This is a genomic window from Ruegeria sp. B1 (assembly GCF_056535885.1).
The window spans coordinates 2,301,962-2,322,754 of sequence record NZ_JBQFJA010000001.1 but is presented as its reverse complement, the minus strand read 5'-3'; the positions used below and the strand labels follow the sequence as shown (position 1 = coordinate 2,322,754).

The following is a 20,793-nucleotide window of genomic DNA, read 5'->3' as shown; positions in this document are numbered from 1 at the left end:
TCACACTATGATCGCCAAAGCAGCCCCGAGAACGGAGTAGGAAAATGCGTCTCGTTTTAGCTTCTGCAATTGCATTCCAAGCCTTTGCCTTTGCAACTGTTGTCCATGCCGCTGGTGGTGACAGCAATCCCCCTAAGCCCACCAATACGACCAAGAAATGCCTGTTCGGCCGCGTCTACGACGAAGCGGCAGGACGGTGCGTGAAACCAAACAAATCCAATTTTACCGAAGATCAGTTGTATGACGCCGTGCGCGAACTGGCATATGACGGTCAGTATGAAAATGCGCAGGGTATTCTGCGCGTCATGGACCAGACCGATGATCGGGTGCTGACCTATTGGGGCTTCACCTATCGCAAGATGGGCGAACTGGAATTGGCAAACACCTTCTACGAAAACGCCATTACCGCCAATCCGGACAATATCCTCGCCCGCAGCTATATGGCACAAGGCTTTGTATCCGAAGGCAAAACAGATCTGGCGATCGAGCAGTGGCGCGAAATCAAGGCGCGTGGCGGCGAAGGAACCTGGGCCGAGGTATCGCTGCGCGAGGCCATCCAGACGGGTTTGACCTACAGCTACTGAGTTTCAATCTTTCTTTACCTTCTTCTTCTTATTCTGCCTGTGGAACAAATTTTGGGCACCGCAGGCAGATGCAGGACAATAAAGCGTTGATGAAAATGACGCCGGGGGCATCTGCCCCCGTTCGCGACGAACCCGCTGACACATCGCGCGTTGTGCCCCGTACGCTGAGCAACCGTCAAAAGGCGGCTGTTGTCGTGCGCCTTCTGTTGAATGAAGGAGCGGATTTACCTTTGGAAGAGCTGCCAGACGGCCTGCAGGAAAAGCTGACGTATCAACTGGGTCAGATGGGTCTTGTGGACCGCGTGACATTGGACGCGGTGGCTCAGGAATTCGGCGATGCGCTGGACAGTGTGGGCCTGGCCTTCCCGCACGGGCTTGCAGGGGCATTGGATGCCGTTAATGGCAAGATCACACCCGCAACCGCAGCCCGGCTGCGCAAAGTGGCCGGCGTGCGACAGATCGGCGATCCGTGGCAGCGACTGCGCGAAATACCGACCGAGGATCTGGCCACGATGGCCCAGGCTGAAAGCACCGAGGTGGCCGCAGTCATGCTCTCAAAACTCGACACCGCCAAGGCCGCGCACCTGCTGGGCCACCTGCCCGGCCCGGTCGCCCGGCGGATCACCTATGCGATTTCGAAAACCAGCAACGTGACCCCCGAGGCTGTGGAGCGGATCGGATGGTCTTTGGCCGCCCAACTGGATCAGCGACCGGCGCAGGCGTTTTCCGAAAGGCCCGGAGAACGCGTTGGTGCAATCCTGAACCAATCCTCGGCATCAACCCGCGACGGCTTGCTGAACGCGCTGGACGAAGAGGATGCGGATTTTGCCAATACCGTCCGCCAGTCCATTTTCACCTTTGCCCATATCTCCAGCCGCATTGCGCCCCGGGACGTATCGGCCATCCTGCGCAGCGTCGATCAGCTGGTTCTGGTGACCGCCCTGGCCGGCGCAGCCGCAGATGACGACAAGGCGTCGGTCGAGTTCATTCTGTCCAATGTTTCATCGCGGATGGCCGAAAACCTGCGCGAGGAAATGGCCGAGCGCGGCCGCATCAAACAAGCCGATGCCGAAAACGCCATGAGTGAGATCATAGGTGCGGTGCGCAACCTCGCCGATGACGGGGCAATTACATTGGTCGAATCGGACGAGGACGAGGACGAGGAACGCTAAGGCAAATGACGGGTCCTTGGGCGCATCGGCCCCGCGCTTGAGATTACCGGTGACGGGATATATGTGTGCGCGTGCACGTCGCAACACTCGGTGAGACATCCCATGCCCGTCGATAAGTCAGAGCTCAGCCGTTTTGAGCTTGGAAAATACTATATCGCCAGCCTGCTCCTGAAAGCTGTGATCGGTACGATGCGGCTGTTGCCGTATGAGCGGCGCATCGCGACGATGGGCGCAATTGTCCGCACCCTGGCGCCGGTCGTCGGCTTTCGCACCCGCGTGCGCCGCAACCTCAAGTTGACCCGCCCCGATCTGCCAGAAAACGAGGTCAACCGCATCTGCCGCGCCGTGCCGGAAAACGCCGGGCGCGCCATCATGGAGCATTTCTCACCCGAAGGGTTCACGGACCGGCAAAGCACGGCCAAGGTCTCGGGGTCCGGCGTCGCGGCCTTTGATGCAGCAGTCGCAGAAGGCCGCCCGGTGATGATGATCACGGCGCATTTCGGTCATTACCTTGCAGCGCGGATCGCCTTGCAGGCCCGCAGCGGTAAGCCCATCGGTTGCCTCTATCGCCGGATGGCCAATCCCTATTTCAACGAGGCCTATGTTCAGGCGTTCTACAAAACCGGTGCACCCATGTTCGAACAGGGTCGGCGCGGTATGGTCGAAATGGTCCGCACGTTAAAAAGCGGCGGCATCATCGCGATTGTCTCGGACCTGCACGCCCATGGCGGCGAAGAGCTGATGTTTTTCGGAAAACCGGCTGTCACTTCGGTCCTGAACGCGGAACTGGCGATTAAGTACGATGCGGTTCTTATTCCATGCTACGCCGTGCGCCAGCCCAACGGTATTGATTTTGAGATCGTCCTGCATGATCCGGTGCCGCACACCGATCCGAAAACCATGACCCAGTTTACCAACGACGATCTGGAAAAAATGGTGCGCCAGCATATGGGGCAATGGTTCTGGATTCACCGTCGCTGGAAAACATGGAACGGTTTGGGAGTTCAGCCCGAGGACATGCCCTGATCACTTGACATGCGCGGCCGCGACAATGGGCCCGTGATCCGCCCCCTGCACCAAAACAACGGCCGGATAGTCCGAAGCGAGCGCGGCGGAAAATGCCTGCGCCACCGCCCCGTCCCATTGCCCTGCGGTTTGCCAGGATTCGACGACATTGGCATAGTCCAGTTCGTGCCCGGCCAGTTCCCCCCGGCGGATCGAGGCGTGGCGCATGGGCGAGTACTGCACGATCCGAACGTCATAGATCTGTCCTTCGGGTAATGTCCCCGGCGTGACGCGCACGGTTACCTCGTTTCCCGAGCGCTCAGCCGAAACCGACGCCTCTGGCGCGGCCTTCAGATGCGCCTCGATCAGGCGATCCAACTCGCGGGATTGAGCGCCCACGATATCCTGCTGGCCGTTGACCACCATTTGCGGCGTGTAGATCATGGATCGACCACCCTGCCGCGCATATGCCCGCTGCCGCAAGGTGTGACCCGGATTGGCATATTCGTCTTTCCAGCCAATGTAATCCCAATAATCCACATGCAGCGCCAGACCGATCACATCGTCTCGTTTGGCCAGATCATGCATGATCCTGTCCGCCGGAGGACAGGACGAGCATCCCTGAGACGTGAACAATTCGACCACCACGGGGTCGCTTTCGGCTGCGGCGGATATTGAAAATACAAGGGTAGCGGCAAGGGTTATAGCGGCGGATTTTAACATGTTCGTCTCGGGATAGTTGGCTGATACCAAGATTTAGCCGCTTTGCGCCTCACCCGCCAATCAAGGTTTCTTGAGACCAAATTGGCGCTTTTTCGCGAAAATGTGTGCAATGGTATACAAAAATTGCCGCACATGGCCTGTTGGACCTTGAACCGGCGCCCTTGGTGATGCAGATACCCCTCAGCGAATCCCATATTCCACGTCATTTGAGAGGGAGGCCACAGATGCCCATCAAAGTCGGACAGGATACCGCCAAGACACGCCGCAGCCTGAGCGTCAATGGCAAGTCCATTTCCTATTACTCGATCCCCGCCGCGCAAGAGGCCGGTCTGGGCGATTTCTCGAAACTCCCCGCCGCGTTGAAAGTGGTGCTCGAGAACATGTTGCGGTTCGAGGATGACGGCTTTTCCGTCTCGGTCGACGACATCAAGGCTTTTGGCGAATGGGGTGCAAACGGTGGTAAGAACCCGCGCGAGATCGCCTATCGCCCTGCCCGCGTTCTGATGCAGGATTTCACCGGTGTTCCGGCTGTTGTTGACCTTGCGGCGATGCGTGATGGGATCAAAGGCCTGGGTGGCGACGCACAAAAGATCAACCCTCTGAACCCGGTTGATCTGGTCATCGACCACTCGGTCATGATCGATGAGTTCGGCAATCCGCGCGCGTTCCAGATGAACGTGGACCGCGAATACGAACGAAATATGGAACGCTACCAGTTCCTGAAATGGGGTCAGACCGCGTTCAACAATTTCCGTGTTGTCCCCCCGGGTACCGGTATCTGCCATCAGGTGAACCTAGAATATCTGGCGCAGACCGTCTGGACAGACACCGATCAGAGCGGGGATGAGGTCGCCTATCCCGACACATTGGTCGGCACCGACAGCCACACCACCATGGTCAACGGCATGGCCGTACTAGGCTGGGGCGTTGGCGGGATCGAGGCCGAGGCCGCGATGCTGGGTCAGCCGATCTCGATGCTGATCCCCGAGGTTGTGGGCTTTGAACTGACCGGTGCGATGGTCGAAGGCACCACTGGCACCGACCTTGTTCTGAAAGTTGTCGAGATGCTGCGCGAAAAGGGCGTTGTCGGAAAATTCGTTGAATTCTATGGCGAAGGCTTGGACAGCCTGCCGCTGGCCGACCGCGCAACCATCGCCAATATGGCGCCAGAATACGGCGCGACCTGTGGGTTCTTCCCGATCGACGGTGAGACCTTGCGCTACATGCGCAACACCGGCCGCGACGAGGACCGGATCGCGCTGGTCGAAGCTTACGCCAAGGAAAACGGGTTCTGGCGCGGCGCGGACTATGCGCCGATCTATACCGACACCCTGACGCTGGATATGGGCACCATCGTTCCGGCGATCTCGGGCCCGAAACGCCCGCAGGACTATGTCGCGCTGACCGACGCCAAGGCCGCATTCACCAGGGAAATGGCGGAAACCTTCAAGCGCCCGATGGGCAAAGAGGTTGCCGTCAAAGGCGAAGACTACACAATGGAATCGGGCAAGGTCGTGATCGCCTCGATCACGTCGTGTACCAACACCTCGAACCCCTATGTGATGATCGGCGCGGGCCTGGTGGCACGCAAGGCCGCGGCCTTGGGCCTGGACCGCAAACCATGGGTCAAAACCTCTCTGGCACCGGGATCGCAGGTCGTGTCTGCCTATCTTGAGGCCGCAGGCCTGCAGGACGATCTGGACAAGATCGGTTTCAACCTTGTCGGCTACGGCTGCACAACCTGCATCGGCAACTCGGGACCCATTCAGGCCGAGTTGTCCGACGCAATTGCCGAAGGTGATCTGGTTGCCACGTCGGTTCTGTCCGGCAACCGGAACTTTGAAGGCCGGATTTCCCCTGACGTGCGCGCGAACTATCTGGCGTCGCCGCCGCTGGTTGTTGTTTATGCTCTGGCCGGAACGCTCGACATCGATCTGACCTCTGAACCCATCGGTCAGGACAAGGATGGCAACGATGTCTTCATGAAAGACATCTGGCCGACCCAGAGCGAAATTGCCGAACTGGTCGAGGCCACCGTGACCCGCGAGGCGTTCCAGACCAAATATGCCGACGTCTTCAAGGGCGACGAAAAATGGCAAGGAGTCGATGTTCCGCAGCAGGAAACCTATGACTGGCCACCGACCTCGACCTATATCCAGAACCCGCCCTACTTCCAGGGGATGGGGCCTGAGCCGGGAACGATCTCGAATATCGACGGAGCCAAGGTGCTGCTGATCCTGGGTGACATGATCACCACGGACCATATCTCACCTGCCGGCTCTTTCGCGACGACAACCCCGGCTGGCAAATATCTGACCGAACGTCAGGTACAACCGCGCGAGTTCAACTCGTACGGATCCCGCCGTGGCAACCACGAGGTCATGATGCGCGGAACCTTTGCCAATATCCGCGTCAAGAACGAGATGCTGGACGGTGTCGAAGGCGGTTATACGGTGGGGCCGGACGGCCAACAGACATCGGTTTACGAAGCATCGATGGCACACCAGGCCAATGGGACTCCGCTGGTGGTCTTTGGTGGCGAACAGTACGGCGCGGGTTCCTCGCGTGACTGGGCGGCCAAAGGAACCGCGCTTCTGGGCGTGAAGGCGGTGATTGCGGAAAGTTTTGAGCGTATTCACCGTTCGAATCTGGTTGGCATGGGCGTGATTCCGTTCGAATTCACCGGCGGTGACACTCGTAAAACTCTGGGGCTGAAGGGCGATGAGACGGTGTCTATCCATGGGCTGGACTCGGTCGAACCACTGCAAGAGGTCCCCTGCACCATTGTCTATGGTGACGGTACTGAAAAGACCATCACCCTGAAATGCCGGATCGATACCGCACCCGAGATCGAATACATCGAAAACGGCGGTGTCCTGCAATATGTTCTGCGGAATCTGGCCAAGGCCAGCTAAAAACGCATTGCTGATACAGGGATCGAAAGAGCGCCTTTTGCAGGGCGCTCTTTTCTTTTGAGCGGGGTCACTTTGCAGTGTCGCAGGCGTTGCCTTCCGCTCGAATTGTCGGTTTGGTACCGGCATGGACAAAGTTGCTCTTATCACCGGCGGGGCACGCGGCATCGGGCGCGCGATTGTCGAAGACCTGCGCCAGGATCACCGTGTCGCGTTTACCTGGCATACAACCCGTCCCGATACGAAGACGAAAAAAGACACGGTTATGTCGGTGCAATCCGACCTGACCACCCCGGGCCAGCCAGAGGATGTGGTTGCCAGAACGCTGGATCGGTTTGGTCGATTGGACGTCATCGTTAACAATGCTGGTTTGGTTCGAAGCACACCCAAAGAAACCTTTCAAATCGACGATCACCGCGCAATTCTGGACCTGAATCTGCTGGTTCCTGCGGCGCTGTTGTCTGCTGCTTTGCCGCATCTGAAGCGGGGTGCGACGATTGTCAGTATTTCATCCATGAATGCGGAATTGCCGCCGCGAGACGCGGTCACCTACGGGGCAAGCAAAGCCGCCCTGAACCTGTGGACCCGTGGCATGGCAAAAGAACTGGGTCCCGATGGCATTCGCGTAAATGCCGTGGCACCAGGCGCAATCAACATCCCCGAAGCGCCCCGCCCCGATGACCTGACGGCGTTGTTTGTCGAAAACACCGCGCTTGGCCGCGTCGGCACGCCCGAGGACATCGCTCGGGCGGTGCGGTTTCTGGCGTCCGATGCCGCCGATTTCATAACCGGGGAAGTGTTGGCCGGCACCGGTGGGTACCGGCTTTAACCACCCGCTGCCTTCTCCAGAGCGGGGCGGATGGTGCTGTCGATCACACGCTGCGTAATGGGTCCGGCAAATCGCAAGATAACGGTACCCTCGCCGTCAATCACATAGGTTTCCGGCACACCGTATAGGCCCCAATCCAGCGCCATGCGCCCGTGTTCATCGCGGCCGATGCCGACATAGGGATCGCCAAGCTCGGTCAGGAATCCCTCGGCGTTGCCAAGTTTATCCTTGTAGTTAATACCATAGACAGGGATCCCCTCGCGCGACAGCGCTTCAAGATTTGGGTGTTCGGCCCGGCACGGGGCACACCAGCTGGCCCAGTAGTTGACCAGCTTGACCTCACCGTCGCGCAGAGTCGCGTCGTCAAACAGCGTCTTGCCGGGAAACTCGGTCAAGACAACCGGCGGCGCGGGCTGACCCTCGCGCGCGGATGGCAAGGCATTGGGATCGTCGCGGAACATGCCGATCCCGGCCAAGACGGCGAAGGCCGCAAATATCAAAGGCGGCGCGATCATCAGGGGTGAGATCTTAGCCATTTCGGGTCATCCTTTGTTCGACCTTTTCCATCTCGGCCCGGACTTTGCGCCCGCGCATCAACGTGACCGCGATCAGAACCACCAGCAGGGCAATCGATGCAGCATAAGACGATAGAACAGCATCGGCATATTTTCCAAGATCAGGGATCACGCGTTCACCCTTTCGCGTGCCAGCAAGGCCTTGATGCGCCGCGCCCGGATTTCCGTTCCAGTGCGGTACAAAACCAAAGCAACGAACAGCAAAACAAAACCGATAATGCAGACCATCAAGGGGTAGAAATAGATGTTGCTGACCTTTTCTTCGGTATCCGTGCCGGTGATGGCGCCCGCCCGCATGACCGACGCACCCTGATGCAGGCCCTGGTTCCAGAAATTCACCGCATAACGGCTGAGAAAGGCAAAAACGGATCCCACCAGACACAGGACCGATGTCAGGTCCGCAGCGGTGTCCGGGTCGTCAATCGCTTCCCACAAAGCGACGTAGCCGAGGTAGAACAGAAACAGGATCAGGAACGACGTCAGGCGCGGATCCCAGGCCCACCAGGTGCCCCACATTGGCTGCCCCCAGATCGCCCCGGTGGCCAATGCGATCAGTGTCATCACAATCCCCACCGGCGCCGCAGCGCGGGCGGCCAGAGCGCTGACGTGGTGGCGGCGGATCAGCCAGACCAGTGACGTGGCAAGCATCATGAACCAGCAACTGATCGCCATCATCGCAGAAGGCACGTGCAGGTAGATGATCTTGACGGTCGAACCCTGTTTGTAATCATCCGGCGTAAAGAAGAACCCCCAGACCAGACCGACAACAACGCAGGCAATCGACGTGATCCAGAAAAACGGCAGGACACGCTCGCTGGTCGCAAGGAACTTGCGCGGGTTGGCGTATTCCCAAAGGGCATTGGCTTTGGCTGCGATGGACATGGGGTGTATCTAGTCTAACTCAGGCCTGTTCTCAATTGACATCGGTCAAAGTTTCGGCGCCTCACCGCAGATTGATCCGTAAGACCGCAGCACTGGCAAAGGGCAGCAACGCTATGGTCGCAGCGGTAATCCCGGCAAGTAACAACAGCGGTGTTTGGGTGTCCATCCCTGTGGCGCCCCGACGGGCAACTTCGGCCCCGAAGATCAAAGTGGGCACGTAGAGCGGCAACACCAACAAAGACAACAGCAATCCTCCGCGTTTCAACCCGACGGTCAGCGCTGCACCGAATGTGCCGATGACACTCATGGCCGGTGTGCCGATCAACAACGAAACGACCAGCCAGAAAAACCCGGGAATGGGCAAGTTCAGCAGCACGCCCAGAAACGGTGCGGCCAGAACCAGCGGCAAACCGGTGGTCAGCCAATGCGCCAGCGCCTTGATCGTAACCACGGATTCAAGCGGCAATGGGGCCGTCGCCAGCAGATCGAGAGAGCCATCCTCCCAATCCAGCGCCAAGAGGCGGTCCAGCGACAGCAAACAGGCCAGCAGCGCCCCAAGCCACAGCACACCCGGTGCGATCGTCGACAGCAGCGAAGACTGCGGTCCCACAGCAAACGGAACAAGAACCGTCACGATGAGGAAAAAGGCCAGGCCCAGACCAAAACCGCCGCCCGCCCGGAAGGCCAGTTTCAGGTCGCGCAGCAACAGGGCGATCACAGGAACCCTCCGTCGAAATCGTCAATCGGTTTAGGTTTTGCCTTGTTGGGCCCGACATCCAGAACCTCACCCTCCAGACCAAGATCAATGTGGGTCGCAATCAGGGCTGATCCACCCTGCCCCAGATGCGCCCGGACGGCATCGGCGAACATCTGCACGGCATTCCGGTCGAGCGAGACCGTTGGCTCGTCCAGCATCCAGATTGGACGTCCGGTGACCAGCATCCGCGCCAGACCCAGCCGTCGTTTCTGTCCCGCCGACAAATTGCCAGCGTGACGATCCGCCAGCCCGTTCAATGCAAAGGCATCCAAAGCGGGCTGAATACTGTCTGTGCCAAAGACCGCCGACCAGAAGGTCAAGTTTTCCGCGACTGTCAGAGTCGGTTTCAGCCCGTCTGAGTGGGAAGCATAGGCGATCTGATCCTCGGCCCCTTCGATGCGGCCCTCCAAAGGCGGCTGCAACCCGGCCAGCGTGCGCAACAAGGTTGTCTTGCCGATCCCGTTGGGACCCCGCAAAATCAGCGCCCGACCCGGCTCCAGCGCAAAGCTTAGCCCCTCAAGCACGGGAATGCCGCCCCGGGCAATGGCCAGATCGGTTATGGTCAATGTCATGAGTTCCGCTTATCTCATTGCCGTCAGAGGCAAAAGGCCGGATTTGCCGCAGGGGGCCCCGCCCGTCTCAGACCGGCAACAGGGCCAACGCAATACGTCGGCCCTCGGAAAGCAAGACATTGTAGGTACGGCACGCCGCCGGAGAGTTCATGATTTCGACCCCCATCCCGGCGTCCTCCAACGCATTGCGCAAGTCAGACGGGATATGAGACAGGTCTTTACCTGTGCCGATAAACAGTACGTCCACCTGATCCTTGAGTGCGAGCAATGGCGCTAGATCGCTGTATCCGCCCCAAGAGGCCGTTCCAGCGGGACCGGTCATCACGGCACCGTCAAAGACCTGGTCGCCGATCCGGAAAAACCCTGGCCCATAGCCGTCAACCGGCACGGCGTTGTTGTAAGTGATTTCATTTAAACGCATGGGCGTCTTCTAGCCCCAAAGCGGCAGCCCGGACAAGGCTGCAAGCGCAATCACCAGATACGCGACAATGCGGTACAGGCGCTCTCGTTCCGGTCGGAACAACCACCCGCCCAGCCAGTTGCCCAACAGATTGGGGATCGCCAGGATCAGGCCCAGCCCGATGGCAGACATCGTAACCCGTCCCATACCGGTCAAGTACCCGAGTATGAGAAAGTCAAAGACGAAAAGAAACAGCAGGATGGTGGCGCGGATCACCTCAACCGGTAGCGGCCGCGACATGTAAAACAGGATCACCGCAGGACCCGGCAAACCCGCAACGCCCCCCAGAAATCCAGCTGCCCCACCAATTGCTGACACCATGGCGCGGCGCATTTGGCCCCGGTACCGCAACCCAAGGATCAGCACCGCAAGCATGAAAAGGGCAATCAGACTGACCGCGTAGCGGAATACCTCGGGTTCCACCTGTGTCAGCACCCAGAGGCCGACCGGCAGGACCAGCGCGCATCCCAGCACAAGGCGTAACAAGTCTCCGCGATCCACGGCTGACCAGGCCCGGCGCAGGTTGGGCAGCGGACCAAAGATATCCATGATCGTCAAGCCGATCAGCGCGCCAAAAGGACCAAGATGGGGTGTTGCCAACGGCAAGAAGACAAGCGCGGTCCCAAAGCCGGAAAAGCCACGCACAATGCCTCCTAAAAAGGCCGCAGAAAGGATAATGGCCAGCCCCAGAGGGGACTGGCCAAAAACCTCAGGCATCAACGTTGGCAAACTGGTTGCCAGCGGTGTTCGACGGCTTAGACCAGTCGCGTTTGACACCCAACCACAAGAGGATGGTCGAGGCGACAAAGACCGAAGAATAGGTTCCCACAATCACGCCCCAGATCATCGCAAAGACGAAGCCGCGGATCACGTCTCCGCCCAGAATATAGAGCGAGATCAGCGCCAGCAGGGTTGTCACCGAGGTCATCACCGTCCGGCTGAGCGTTTCGTTGATCGAGATATTGAGAACCTCTTTGAGGTCTTTTTTCTTGTACTTCCTCAGGTTCTCTCGCACCCGGTCGAACACAACCACGGTGTCGTTCAATGAATAACCCACAATGGTCAAGAGCGCTGCGATGATCGCCAGATCGAACCGGATCTGCAGCTCTGAGAAGATACCTATCGTCAGGATCACATCATGCACCAACGCCGCAACCGCGCCCAGCGCGAACTGCCATTCAAAGCGTAACCAGATGTAGACGAGCACCGCGCCGATGGCCAAAACCACGGCGATCACGGCCGTTTGGATTAACTCGCCCGACACCTTTGGTCCGACCGACTCGACAGATACGAATTGAATGTCTGGCACGACCAGCTTCAACGCCTCTTCCACCGCCGTCACAGTTGCAGCGGAGACCGCCTCGGCATCGGCCTGCGCCTGAATGCGGATCATGGCCACGTTTTCATTCGGACCAAAGGTTGGATCGAAGATTTCGGTGATCGACACGTCGCCAAGACCCAACGGGCCAATTGCATCCCGGTAGGCACCGACGTCAATTTCCTGGACGCTTTGGGTCCGGATGGTTGTCCCGCCGCGAAAATCGATGCCGAAATTCAGCCCCTGGATCAGAAAGGAGGTGAAGGCGATTACCATCATCAGGCCAGAAATGCCCAGCCACAGCTTCCAGCGGCTGAAGAAATCGAAAGAGGTATTCTGAGGAACCAGTTTCAGTCGCATATCACACCTCGATCATTTTCGGACGGCGGCGTTCGAACCACATCACGATCATAAGACGCGTCACGAAGATCGCGGTAAAGACCGAGGTTAAAATGCCCAGACCCAGTGTTATGGCAAAGCCGCGCACAGGGCCGCTGCCCATGGCAAACAGGATTGTCGCCGTAATGAATGTCGTCACATTCGCATCCAGAATGGCCGACAACGCCTTTTCATAGCCAAGCTCGATTGCGCGCGCAGGACCCTTGGCGGATTTGAGTTCTTCGCGGATACGTTCAAAGATCAGAACATTGGCGTCCACCGCCATACCAACCGTCAGGACGATCCCCGCGATACCCGGCAGGGTCAGCGTCGCGCCGATCAAAGACAGCAGGCCAAACAACAAGCCTACGTTTACGATCAGGGCGATATTGGCGAATATGCCAAACAAGCCATAGCTAAGCGCCATGAAGACCAGCACCGCCCCAAAGGCCACGATGGTCGCCACCTTACCTGCGTCGATACTGTCCTGGCCCAATTCCGGACCGATTGTGCGTTCCTCGAGGAATTCCAACCCCGCAGGCAATGCACCGGCACGCAGCAAAACCGCCAGATTGGTGCTTTCCTCAACGGTGAAGTTCCCGGTGATGATGCCAGAACCGCCGGGGATATGGCTTTGGATCACCGGGGCCGAAATCACCTCGTCATCCAGAACAATGGCAAAGGGCGCGCCTATGTTTTCCAACGTGTAGTCGCCAAATTTCCGCGCACCGGAGGTGTTGAACCGGAAATTGACCGCAGGTCGGCCGTTCTGATCAAACGCGGGCTGGGCATCGACCAGTTCCTCGCCGGTCACAACGGGCGCGGATTCGATGGTGTAATAGACGCCGCTTTCGTCGAGCGAGGGAACATTTTTTTCGCCGATCCCCGGAACCGCGTCCGGGTCTGTGCCGCGTCCGGCAACCGGGTTGAACGTCAGTTGGGCGGTTGTTCCGATGATTTCTTTCAACTCACCGGCACTGCCGATCCCTGGCACCTGGATCAGGATACGGTCGGTGCCTTGGCGCTGGATCGTGGGTTCCCGCGTGCCGACCTCGTCAATCCGTCGGCGCACAATCTCCAGAGATTGCCGCACCGTGCGGTCGTCCGAGGCAAGCCGTTCGGCCTCGGACAATTGCACCACGATCGTGTCGCCCTCGGCGCGGGCTTCGATATCTGTGGCTCCGACGCCGGTCAGGGTTTGCACTTGCCGCGCGAGACCCCGCACAACCTCCAAGGCGCGCGGCATGCCTTCTGGCTGGCTGATGCGAACACGAATCTCATCTGGAGCAGACTCTTGTTTTCGGATTGTGCCCACTGTGGCCCGTTCGTCGCGCAACGCGTCGCGAATTTCCGGCCACGTGGCCTCCATCCGGGATTCATACACGTCACCAACCTGAACCTCGGCCAGCAGATGCGCACCACCGCGCAAGTCGAGGCCAAGATTGACCAGAGAGGACGGAAGCCAGTTCGGCCATTGCGCGGCCTCGGTCTGCATCTCGGGCGTGTCTATGCCCAACTCGATTGCAGCCTTGGCGTCATTCGATTGTTCGACGCGCGTGTAAAACGCATTCGGCAGGGCCATCAGCAAGCCGGTCACACAAACCAGCCAGATCAGAACCCGCTTCCAGGTATCAATTTGCAGCATTACCCTGCCTTTTCAAGGAACTATCGCGCGGAATTACTTCGCCGGTTCGGTTTTGTTCAGAACCTGCGCAAGGGTCGTTTTGACCACGCGGACCTTGACGCCATCGGCAATCTCGACCTCGATCTCGTTTTCGCCCTCTTTGACTTTCGAAACTTTGCCAATCAGCCCCCCTTGGGTCACAACCTGATCGCCCCGGCGCACAGCTTCGACCATGGCCTGATGTTCTTTCACCTTTTTCTGCTGGGGCCGGATCAGCAGGAAATACATGATCGCAAAGATCAAGATCAGCGGGAGAAACTGGGCGATTGCGCCACCATCCATGGGATATTCCTTTGTTCAGATCTTGCGGACACCTCTCCGCAAATTTGGCGGGAACCTATGCTTTGAAATGGGTGTTTGCAAGCAAAGGCGGCGCTGTGACCCACCAGAACCGTACGCGTGTCTTAGAAGTTCATGCAAAGCGTTGCAGATATACCCTAGGAAGACTGTTTTACTTGGCTATAGTTGGGCGACGGGGGACGTGACAGTGCAACTCTACAAGCCATTCAATTTGCTGACGCATTTGCTGTCTGCGCTGGCACTTGTATTTGCTTTGTCGGCACCGGCATGGCCGCAGGAAGCAGGCGATGACACCGCGTCGGGTGACAATGCTGAATCAGAGGCATTCAAAGCCCCGGTTGTCATAGACGGCGACACTCTGTTCCATCTGCGGGGATCCAGCGCACTGCCCGCGCCAGAGCGCGCGGACCGGGTGCAAAACAGCGTTATCGAAGTCGCAGAGTCCTCGGACAATCCTGACGTCAGTATCAGCTATGAAGAAACAGACCTCGGCACCCGCATCCTTGCCGACGGGGTCAGCGTTTCCATCGTCACCGAAGCCGATGCCGAACTGGAACAGATGGAGCTGGACATTCTAAGCCTGCTGCATGGTGACGCGATCCACGACGCCATTGTTACCTATCGTGCAAATCGAACCGAGCAGGCGCGCGTATCAGGCGCCATCGAGGCGGCCGGTTGGACCATAGGGTTTGTTCTCTTTATCGTTTTGATTCTGTGGCTGAATCGCAGGATCAGGCGGCGCACGCTAAAACTGGTTCAACGCTATTTGAAGGACGTGGAGACGGCCACGGCCAAACATGTGCAAGCCGAGGCAATCGCTGCCCTGATCCGCTATGGTCTGAACTTCGTTCTGCTGATCATCTTCTTTCTGGGGTTCTACTACTACCTCTCTTTTGTTCTGCTGGCCTTTGCGGAAACCCGCTATTTCGCGCAGTTGCTGCTGACATATCTCACCGATCCGGTGCTGCTGATCTTCCGCGGCATCCTCAGCTACATCCCGAACATGATCATGTTGGCGCTGATCACCTGGGTGACTCTTTACATCATCAAAGGCATGCGGGTCTTTTTTGACGCGGTCGAGGCTGGCACGTTCGAGATGTCGGATTTCGAGAAACACTGGGTGAACCCGACCTTTAACATCGCCCGTGTGGTCGTCATCCTGATCGCTTTGGTCTTTGCGGTCCCATACATTCCGGGCTCAGATTCGGCCGCGTTCCAGGTGCTGACAATTCTGGTCGGCGCCATGCTGTCACTGGGCGCAAACTCGGTTGTGTCCAACATGCTGGCCGGGTTGTTTGTCATATATCGCCGGTCAACATCTATCGGAGATCGCATTCAGATCGGCGACCACATTGGCGATGTGGTCCAGATCAAACTGATGGAAACACATCTGAAATCCATCAAGAACGAGTTGATCTCGATCCCCAATGCGCAGCTTATGAATTCGGATGTGGTGAATTTCTCCAAGAAAACCGATGGAAGCGGGCTGCTTTTGCACACGACGGTTGGCATCGGGTACGAGGAACCGCCGGAAAAGGTCGAAGCGATGCTGATCGAGGCCGCCCACCGGACCAAAGGGATCAAGGCCAAGCCCGAACCTTTTGTGCTGTGGACGGCACTGGCCGACTACGCGATCAACTACCAAATCAATGGCTACACGACGCGTGGCAGTATCATCCCAAAAATCAAATCGGATCTGCATCGCAACATCGTCGCCGTGTTCAACGAGAACAACGTGCAGATCATGACGCCCTCATACATGGCCGATCCGCCCGAACCGAAAATCCCGGTGGATCATTGGGACGGGCATCTGGCGCATGAAACCGGCGAGGACGCCTAGAAGTAAGTATCATTTGCCTAACCGGTGCTACACCCCGCCTTTCATATGGTGCATAAGCGGCTTCAGTGATTCACGTATTAAGGATCTGAACCATGCACGACATCCGCGCCATTCGCGATAACCCAGCCGTATTCGACGCCGCCCTGGCGCGCCGTGGGGATGCGCCGATGTCGTCAGACCTGTTGCGTCTGGATGAAAGCCGCCGCGCCAAGATCCTTGCGGCCGAAACCGCGCAGGCCGAACAGAACAAAGCCTCCAAAGAAGTTGGTGCGGCAAAGGCAAAGGGTGATGAGGCGGAATTCGAACGCTTGCGCGCGGTCGTGTCCGAGAAAAAGGCCGAGATCGCACGGATGCAGACCGAAGCCAAAGATCTCGATGCGTTGCTGACCGATCAATTGATCCGCATTGCCAATCTGCCTGCCGAGGACGTCCCCGAAGGTGCCGACGAAAACGACAATGTCGAAGTCAAACGCTGGGGCGAGCCTCGAGCCTTTGATTTCGAGGCCAAAGAACACTTTGAAATCGCGGCCGTGCAGACTGGCATGAATTTCGAAACGGCGGCCAAGCTGTCCGGGTCGCGCTTTGTGCTTTTGTCCGGTGGCGTGGCCCGCATTCACCGGGCGCTGGCGCAGTTCATGCTGGACACCCATATCAATGAGAACAGTTTGACCGAGGTCAACGCCCCGGTGCTTGTGTTGTCCGAGATGATGCAGGGCACCGGACAATTGCCCAAATTTGGCGAGGACAGCTATCAGACCCGTGAAGGCTGGTGGTTGATCCCAACCTCCGAAGTGTCACTGACAAATATCGTCAACGACACACTGATCGAGGAAAGCTATCTGCCGCGCCGCTATACGGCCCATTCCCTTTGCTTTCGGTCAGAGGCCGGCTCGGCCGGCAAGGACACACGCGGCATGCTGCGGCAGCACCAGTTTGAAAAGGTGGAAATGGTGTCCATCACACATCCAAACAAATCGGATGACGAACAGAAACGCATGCTGGGCTGTGCGGAGGATATTCTGGAACGGCTCGGCATCCCGTATCGGACCGTCATCCTGTGCACCGGCGACATGGGCTTTGGTGCGCGGCGCACCTATGACATCGAGGCCTGGCTGCCCGGCCAGAACACTTACCGCGAGATCAGCTCGGTCTCGACCTGTGGTGACTTTCAGGCGCGGCGGATGAACGCACGTTTCCGGCCCGAAGCTGGCGGCAAACCGGAATACGTTCATACTTTGAACGGATCGGGCCTGGCAGTGGGGCGTTGCCTGATCGCGGTACTGGAAAACGGTCAGAACCAAGATGGCACCGTGACCCTACCCGACGTTTTGGCCCCCTACCTGGGTGGCAAACTCACGTTGCAATCGGACGGCACACTCGCCTGATACCAAAAAAACCGGCGCCCATTTGAAACGGCGCCGGGTTACCACGCGAACAGAGGCGAAGGAGACTACTTCTTCGCCTTTTTCTTGTCCTTCTTTTTGTCTTTGCCCTTGTCGTCTTTCTTCTTGGTATCTTTTTTCTTGCTGTCCTTTTTGGACTTTTTGTCTTTTTTCGACTTGGCCTTGACCTTGTCTTTGGCCTCCGAAAAAGCAGCCTCCATCTCTTTGCGTTTCTTGGCTGCCTTTTCGGCCTTGGCTTTGGCCTTGGCTTTTTTCTTGGCCTTGGCTTCTGCCGCCTCAGCAGCCGCCTTTTCTTCGGCGGCCTTGCGCGCCGCTTCCTCTGCCCGTTTTTCAGCGGCAGCGGCGGCTACGGTTTTGCGGGCAGCTGGTTTGCGGGCGGTTTTTGTACGCGCGGCAGGCTTGCGCGCGGCCGGTTTGCGCGTTGCAGGGGCACGGGTAGGGCCGCGGCGCGCTGTCGTTTTTGTTGCGGCAGGCTTGGCCGCAATCGCCGCCTTTGCCGCAGCAATCAACAAGGGGGCGCGGGCCGCGCCTATTCGCGGAACTTTAACCAGATCTGCCGGATTGGCCTTGGCTATGGCCTCGGCGGTTTTGAAACCGGCGGCAATCAAAGACTGGCTAAGCGTCTCCCCTACACCTTTTACATCGGTCACTGCGGTCATTACGGGTCCTTTCTGTGTCTCCCTGCAACTTTGTATATACGTAAGATGTACAGACCCGCAAGTTGCTGTGCGGCCTGCGCAATCTCAACGGTTTTAACTGCTATGCGCAAAGCCGCTGGCCTGTCCTTTTTTGGGGAAAGGAACCAGGCGTTTGGCATCCTCATCCCAGAGCTTTAGATTCAGGGCCGCCACAGCCTCGGGGAACTTGATCCGTCGCGGCGTGTATTCCGGCGGCAGGTTATAGTGACAGGCACGCAGCCGATAAGATGGAATGCGCGCATTGAAGTGGTGAATGTCGTGCAGCGTGATGCAGGCAACCGCATTGTCGAACCACCAGCCGAAATCCAGGGCGGAGGATCCCTGAAGCGCCGCCAGTTGCGGGTCCAGATCCGGTCGGCGGTCCCAATAGGTGTCCTCAAAGTTGTGCTGCAAATAAACCAGAAACACGCCCAGCATCCCGCCCAGAAGGGAAAACACCAACCAGACCAGAATACCGGTTGTGCCTGCGATCAGGAACAACAGCCCAAGGAAGACAATGATGGACAGGTTGTGCAACACCACGCCTTTCACCCCAAAACGCACTGTGTTTTTTGGCCAGCGATAGCGGATGAAGTAGGTGAAAAGCGCACCAACAGGAACCAGAATGAAGGGGTTGCGATACAGCCGGTAGACCAGACGTTTTTTCCAATCCGCCTCGTTCCACTCGCGTAAAGTCATCGTGTGGATTTCGCCTGTTTCCCGATGTTCCAGATTGCCAATGCCAGCGTGATGCAAATTGTGGTTTTGCTTCATCACCTCAAACGGCGCAAAGGTGAACGGAGACAACCCGTGCCCCGCCCATTCGTTCTGCTGTCGGGTTTCAAACAAGGAATGATGGCCGCAATCATGCTGTAGAACGTACAAACGCACCGCCGAAAAGGCGAACACAATCCCCGCCGGGATCATGACATACCAGCGATCGACATAAGTAATCGCCAGCGCGAGCGATGCGAAATACACCGCAAAGGTCCCAAAATAACTTAACGCGGCAAGCCGGTTGTCCTGCACCGCATATTGCCGTGTATATTCTCTCAGATCCATCCAGTCCGCTCCCTACGATGGCCCGGTTACAAACTGATTCAAAACTATGTGCAGCGGTCCCGCAGACAAGCCGCACATGCGAAAACAAATGCACGCAGACGAATGCTAGCGCGCCGTTGTGAGCGTGTCACGCCCTGTGACTGAAAATGCTGGAAATTGGCGCAGTTACGCCCTGCCCTTGAGATGTTTGGCCAGTGCGCCCGCGTTTTTCTTCCGACGTCCCTTGTAGGGGTTCTTGTCCCCCTGACCCCGCAGAGTCAGCCGGATGGGTGTTCCGGGCATGTCGAAATCTTCGCGCAGGCCGTTGACCAGATACCGGGAATAGCTATCGGGCATCTTGTCGGGATGCGAGCACATAACCACAAAGCCCGGTGGCCGGGTCTTGGCCTGCGTCATATAGCGCAGTTTGATGCGGCGGCCCTGCGGTGCCGGGGGTGGGTGCTGTTCCAGCATCGCGGTCAGCCAGCGGTTCAATGCAGCCGTCGGCACGCGGCGGTTCCAAACATCATGGGCGCGTAGAATTGCAGCGCGCAAGCGCTCCAGCCCCCGTCCTGTCTTGGCCGACACCGTGACCAGGGGGGCACCACGGAGCTGCGGCAGCAAGCGTTCAAACGACTCCTTCAGGTCGCGCAGCTTTTCCTGCTTGTTGTCTTCGACGTCCCATTTGTTGACCGCAACAACGACAGCGCGCCCCTCGCGTTCGGCCAGATCGGCAATGCGCAGGTCTTGCTGTTCAAACGGAATGGCCGCGTCGAGCAAAACAACGACCACTTCGGCAAACTTCACGGCGCGCAGCCCGTCCGAAACCGAGAGTTTTTCCAGCTTTTCCTGAACCTTGGCCTTTTTGCGCATGCCAGCCGTATCAAAAATACGCATGGGCGTGCTGTCACCGTCCGCCCCTGCCCAGTCGACACGCAAGCTGATGGCGTCTCGGGTGATACCAGCTTCGGGACCTGTCAGCAGACGGTCTTCACCCATGATCTTGTTGATCAGAGTGGATTTCCCTGCATTGGGCCGCCCGACCACAGCCACCTGCAAAGGTTTCGAGTCGGTGATCAGGGGTGTTTCGCCTTCGCTGTCTTCGTCCAGATCGATGTCGGTTTCGGGGGTTTCGTCGGCTTTTTCTTCCTCGGCAGCATCAGCCAAAGGCATCAACTGAGCGTACAGATCGGTCATGCCTTCACCGTGTTCGCCCGACAGGCGCACGGGTTCGCCCAGCCCAAGATTATAGGCCTCAAGCACACCAGCATCGGCAGCATTGCCCTCGGCCTTGTTGGCCGCAAGGATGATGTGCTTGGACCGCTTGCGCAGAATCTCGGCAAACAGCTCATCGGTCGGCGTGACGCCCACACGCGCGTCAATCATGAACAGACAGACATCCGCCATGTCCACCGCGCGTTCAGTCAATCGACGCATTCGGCCCTGCAGGCTGTCATCGGTCGCGTCCTCAAGCCCTGCCGTATCAATCACCGTGAACCGCAGATCGCCCAGCCGCCCCTCGCCTTCGCGCAGGTCGCGCGTCACGCCTGGCTGGTCATCGACCAGCGCAAGTCGTTTGCCGACGAGGCGATTGAACAGGGTGGATTTGCCCACATTGGGGCGCCCCACAATGGCGAGGGTCAGCGACATGATACTCAACTTTCAAGACTCAAGAAGCGCC

21 protein-coding genes are annotated in these 20,793 nt (G+C 58.1%); 7 read left to right on the top strand and 14 right to left on the bottom strand.

Features of this window, described 5'->3' with window-relative positions:
* Nucleotides 1-44 precede the first annotated feature (44 nt).
* The 3 genes from ACR3ES_RS11455 to ACR3ES_RS11445 all read left to right on the top strand — a co-directional run bounded on the left by ACR3ES_RS11455 (nucleotide 45) and on the right by ACR3ES_RS11445 (nucleotide 2,782).
* On the top strand, nucleotides 45-584 hold the full coding sequence (locus ACR3ES_RS11455; protein WP_170432872.1) for a tetratricopeptide repeat protein: 540 nt from the start codon (nucleotides 45-47) through the stop codon (nucleotides 582-584).
* Between the two features lie 68 nt (nucleotides 585-652).
* Nucleotides 653-1,756: a FliG C-terminal domain-containing protein gene (locus ACR3ES_RS11450; protein WP_170432875.1), complete on the top strand. Its 1,104-nt coding sequence runs from the start codon at nucleotides 653-655 to the stop codon at nucleotides 1,754-1,756.
* A gap of 102 nt (nucleotides 1,757-1,858) precedes the next feature.
* A complete protein-coding gene (locus ACR3ES_RS11445; protein WP_170432878.1) occupies nucleotides 1,859-2,782 on the top strand; it encodes a lysophospholipid acyltransferase family protein in 924 nt (307 codons plus the stop codon).
* On the opposite strand, the gene ACR3ES_RS11440 is transcribed toward ACR3ES_RS11445, so the two are convergent.
* Nucleotides 2,783-3,484, bottom strand: coding sequence for a DUF1223 domain-containing protein (locus tag ACR3ES_RS11440; protein ID WP_170432881.1), 702 nt, complete (start codon nucleotides 3,482-3,484; stop codon nucleotides 2,783-2,785).
* Nucleotides 3,485-3,708: 224 nt separating this feature from the next.
* Here ACR3ES_RS11440 and acnA point away from each other — a divergent pair, with 224 nt between their 5' ends.
* Both acnA and ACR3ES_RS11430 read left to right on the top strand, forming a co-directional pair.
* Entirely contained in the window at nucleotides 3,709-6,399 is a 2,691-nt protein-coding gene (gene acnA, locus ACR3ES_RS11435; protein ID WP_170432885.1) for an aconitate hydratase AcnA, read from the top strand.
* A gap of 124 nt (nucleotides 6,400-6,523) precedes the next feature.
* Entirely contained in the window at nucleotides 6,524-7,225 is a 702-nt protein-coding gene (locus ACR3ES_RS11430; RefSeq protein ID WP_170432888.1) for an SDR family oxidoreductase, read from the top strand.
* Here ACR3ES_RS11430 and ACR3ES_RS11425 read toward each other — a convergent pair.
* The 10 genes from ACR3ES_RS11425 to yajC all read right to left on the bottom strand — a co-directional run bounded on the left by ACR3ES_RS11425 (nucleotide 7,222) and on the right by yajC (nucleotide 14,133).
* Entirely contained in the window at nucleotides 7,222-7,761 is a 540-nt protein-coding gene (locus tag ACR3ES_RS11425) for a DsbE family thiol:disulfide interchange protein (protein ID WP_170432891.1), read from the bottom strand. The two genes, ACR3ES_RS11430 and ACR3ES_RS11425, sit on opposite strands and share 4 nt — an antisense overlap.
* The gene (gene ccmD, locus ACR3ES_RS11420) at nucleotides 7,754-7,912 is read right to left on the bottom strand and encodes a heme exporter protein CcmD (RefSeq protein WP_170432893.1); all 159 of its coding nucleotides are present in this window, start codon (nucleotides 7,910-7,912) and stop codon (nucleotides 7,754-7,756) included. Before ccmD ends, ACR3ES_RS11425 begins: the two co-directional genes overlap by 8 nt.
* A complete protein-coding gene (locus tag ACR3ES_RS11415; protein WP_170432897.1) occupies nucleotides 7,909-8,682 on the bottom strand; it encodes a heme ABC transporter permease in 774 nt (257 codons plus the stop codon). Before ACR3ES_RS11415 ends, ccmD begins: the two co-directional genes overlap by 4 nt.
* A gap of 61 nt (nucleotides 8,683-8,743) precedes the next feature.
* Nucleotides 8,744-9,400, bottom strand: a complete 657-nt coding sequence (ccmB, locus tag ACR3ES_RS11410; protein WP_170432900.1) for a heme exporter protein CcmB — start codon at nucleotides 9,398-9,400, stop codon at nucleotides 8,744-8,746.
* The gene (ccmA, locus tag ACR3ES_RS11405; RefSeq protein WP_170432903.1) at nucleotides 9,397-10,011 is read right to left on the bottom strand and encodes a heme ABC exporter ATP-binding protein CcmA; all 615 of its coding nucleotides are present in this window, start codon (nucleotides 10,009-10,011) and stop codon (nucleotides 9,397-9,399) included. The genes ccmB and ccmA overlap by 4 nt, the downstream gene beginning before the upstream one ends.
* A gap of 67 nt (nucleotides 10,012-10,078) precedes the next feature.
* Nucleotides 10,079-10,432, bottom strand: coding sequence for an Mth938-like domain-containing protein (locus tag ACR3ES_RS11400; protein WP_170432907.1), 354 nt, complete (start codon nucleotides 10,430-10,432; stop codon nucleotides 10,079-10,081).
* Nucleotides 10,433-10,441: 9 nt separating this feature from the next.
* Nucleotides 10,442-11,188, bottom strand: coding sequence for a sulfite exporter TauE/SafE family protein (locus ACR3ES_RS11395; protein ID WP_170432910.1), 747 nt, complete (start codon nucleotides 11,186-11,188; stop codon nucleotides 10,442-10,444).
* Nucleotides 11,181-12,149: a protein translocase subunit SecF gene (gene secF, locus ACR3ES_RS11390; protein ID WP_170432913.1), complete on the bottom strand. Its 969-nt coding sequence runs from the start codon at nucleotides 12,147-12,149 to the stop codon at nucleotides 11,181-11,183. The genes ACR3ES_RS11395 and secF overlap by 8 nt, the downstream gene beginning before the upstream one ends.
* Nucleotide 12,150: 1 nt before the next feature.
* Nucleotides 12,151-13,812, bottom strand: coding sequence for a protein translocase subunit SecD (secD, locus tag ACR3ES_RS11385; RefSeq protein ID WP_480425359.1), 1,662 nt, complete (start codon nucleotides 13,810-13,812; stop codon nucleotides 12,151-12,153).
* A gap of 33 nt (nucleotides 13,813-13,845) precedes the next feature.
* Nucleotides 13,846-14,133 carry a preprotein translocase subunit YajC gene (gene yajC / locus ACR3ES_RS11380; RefSeq protein WP_170432919.1) on the bottom strand — a complete coding sequence of 96 codons (288 nt, stop codon included), beginning with the start codon at nucleotides 14,131-14,133 and terminating at the stop codon, nucleotides 13,846-13,848.
* A gap of 205 nt (nucleotides 14,134-14,338) precedes the next feature.
* On the opposite strand from yajC, the gene ACR3ES_RS11375 reads away from it, so the two are divergent.
* Nucleotides 14,339-15,991, top strand: a complete 1,653-nt coding sequence (locus ACR3ES_RS11375; protein WP_480425357.1) for a mechanosensitive ion channel family protein — start codon at nucleotides 14,339-14,341, stop codon at nucleotides 15,989-15,991.
* 92 nt (nucleotides 15,992-16,083) lie between these two features.
* Entirely contained in the window at nucleotides 16,084-17,376 is a 1,293-nt protein-coding gene (gene serS, locus ACR3ES_RS11370) for a serine--tRNA ligase (protein WP_170432926.1), read from the top strand.
* A gap of 65 nt (nucleotides 17,377-17,441) precedes the next feature.
* Here serS and ACR3ES_RS11365 read toward each other — a convergent pair whose 3' ends face one another.
* From ACR3ES_RS11365 to der, 3 genes are all read right to left on the bottom strand, one after another.
* The gene (locus ACR3ES_RS11365) at nucleotides 17,442-18,053 is read right to left on the bottom strand and encodes a helix-hairpin-helix domain-containing protein (RefSeq protein ID WP_170432930.1); all 612 of its coding nucleotides are present in this window, start codon (nucleotides 18,051-18,053) and stop codon (nucleotides 17,442-17,444) included.
* Nucleotides 18,054-18,146: 93 nt separating this feature from the next.
* Entirely contained in the window at nucleotides 18,147-19,133 is a 987-nt protein-coding gene (locus ACR3ES_RS11360; protein WP_170432933.1) for a fatty acid desaturase, read from the bottom strand.
* Nucleotides 19,134-19,298: 165 nt separating this feature from the next.
* On the bottom strand, nucleotides 19,299-20,762 hold the full coding sequence (der, locus tag ACR3ES_RS11355; RefSeq protein ID WP_170432935.1) for a ribosome biogenesis GTPase Der: 1,464 nt from the start codon (nucleotides 20,760-20,762) through the stop codon (nucleotides 19,299-19,301).
* Between the last annotated feature and the right edge of the window lie 31 nt (nucleotides 20,763-20,793).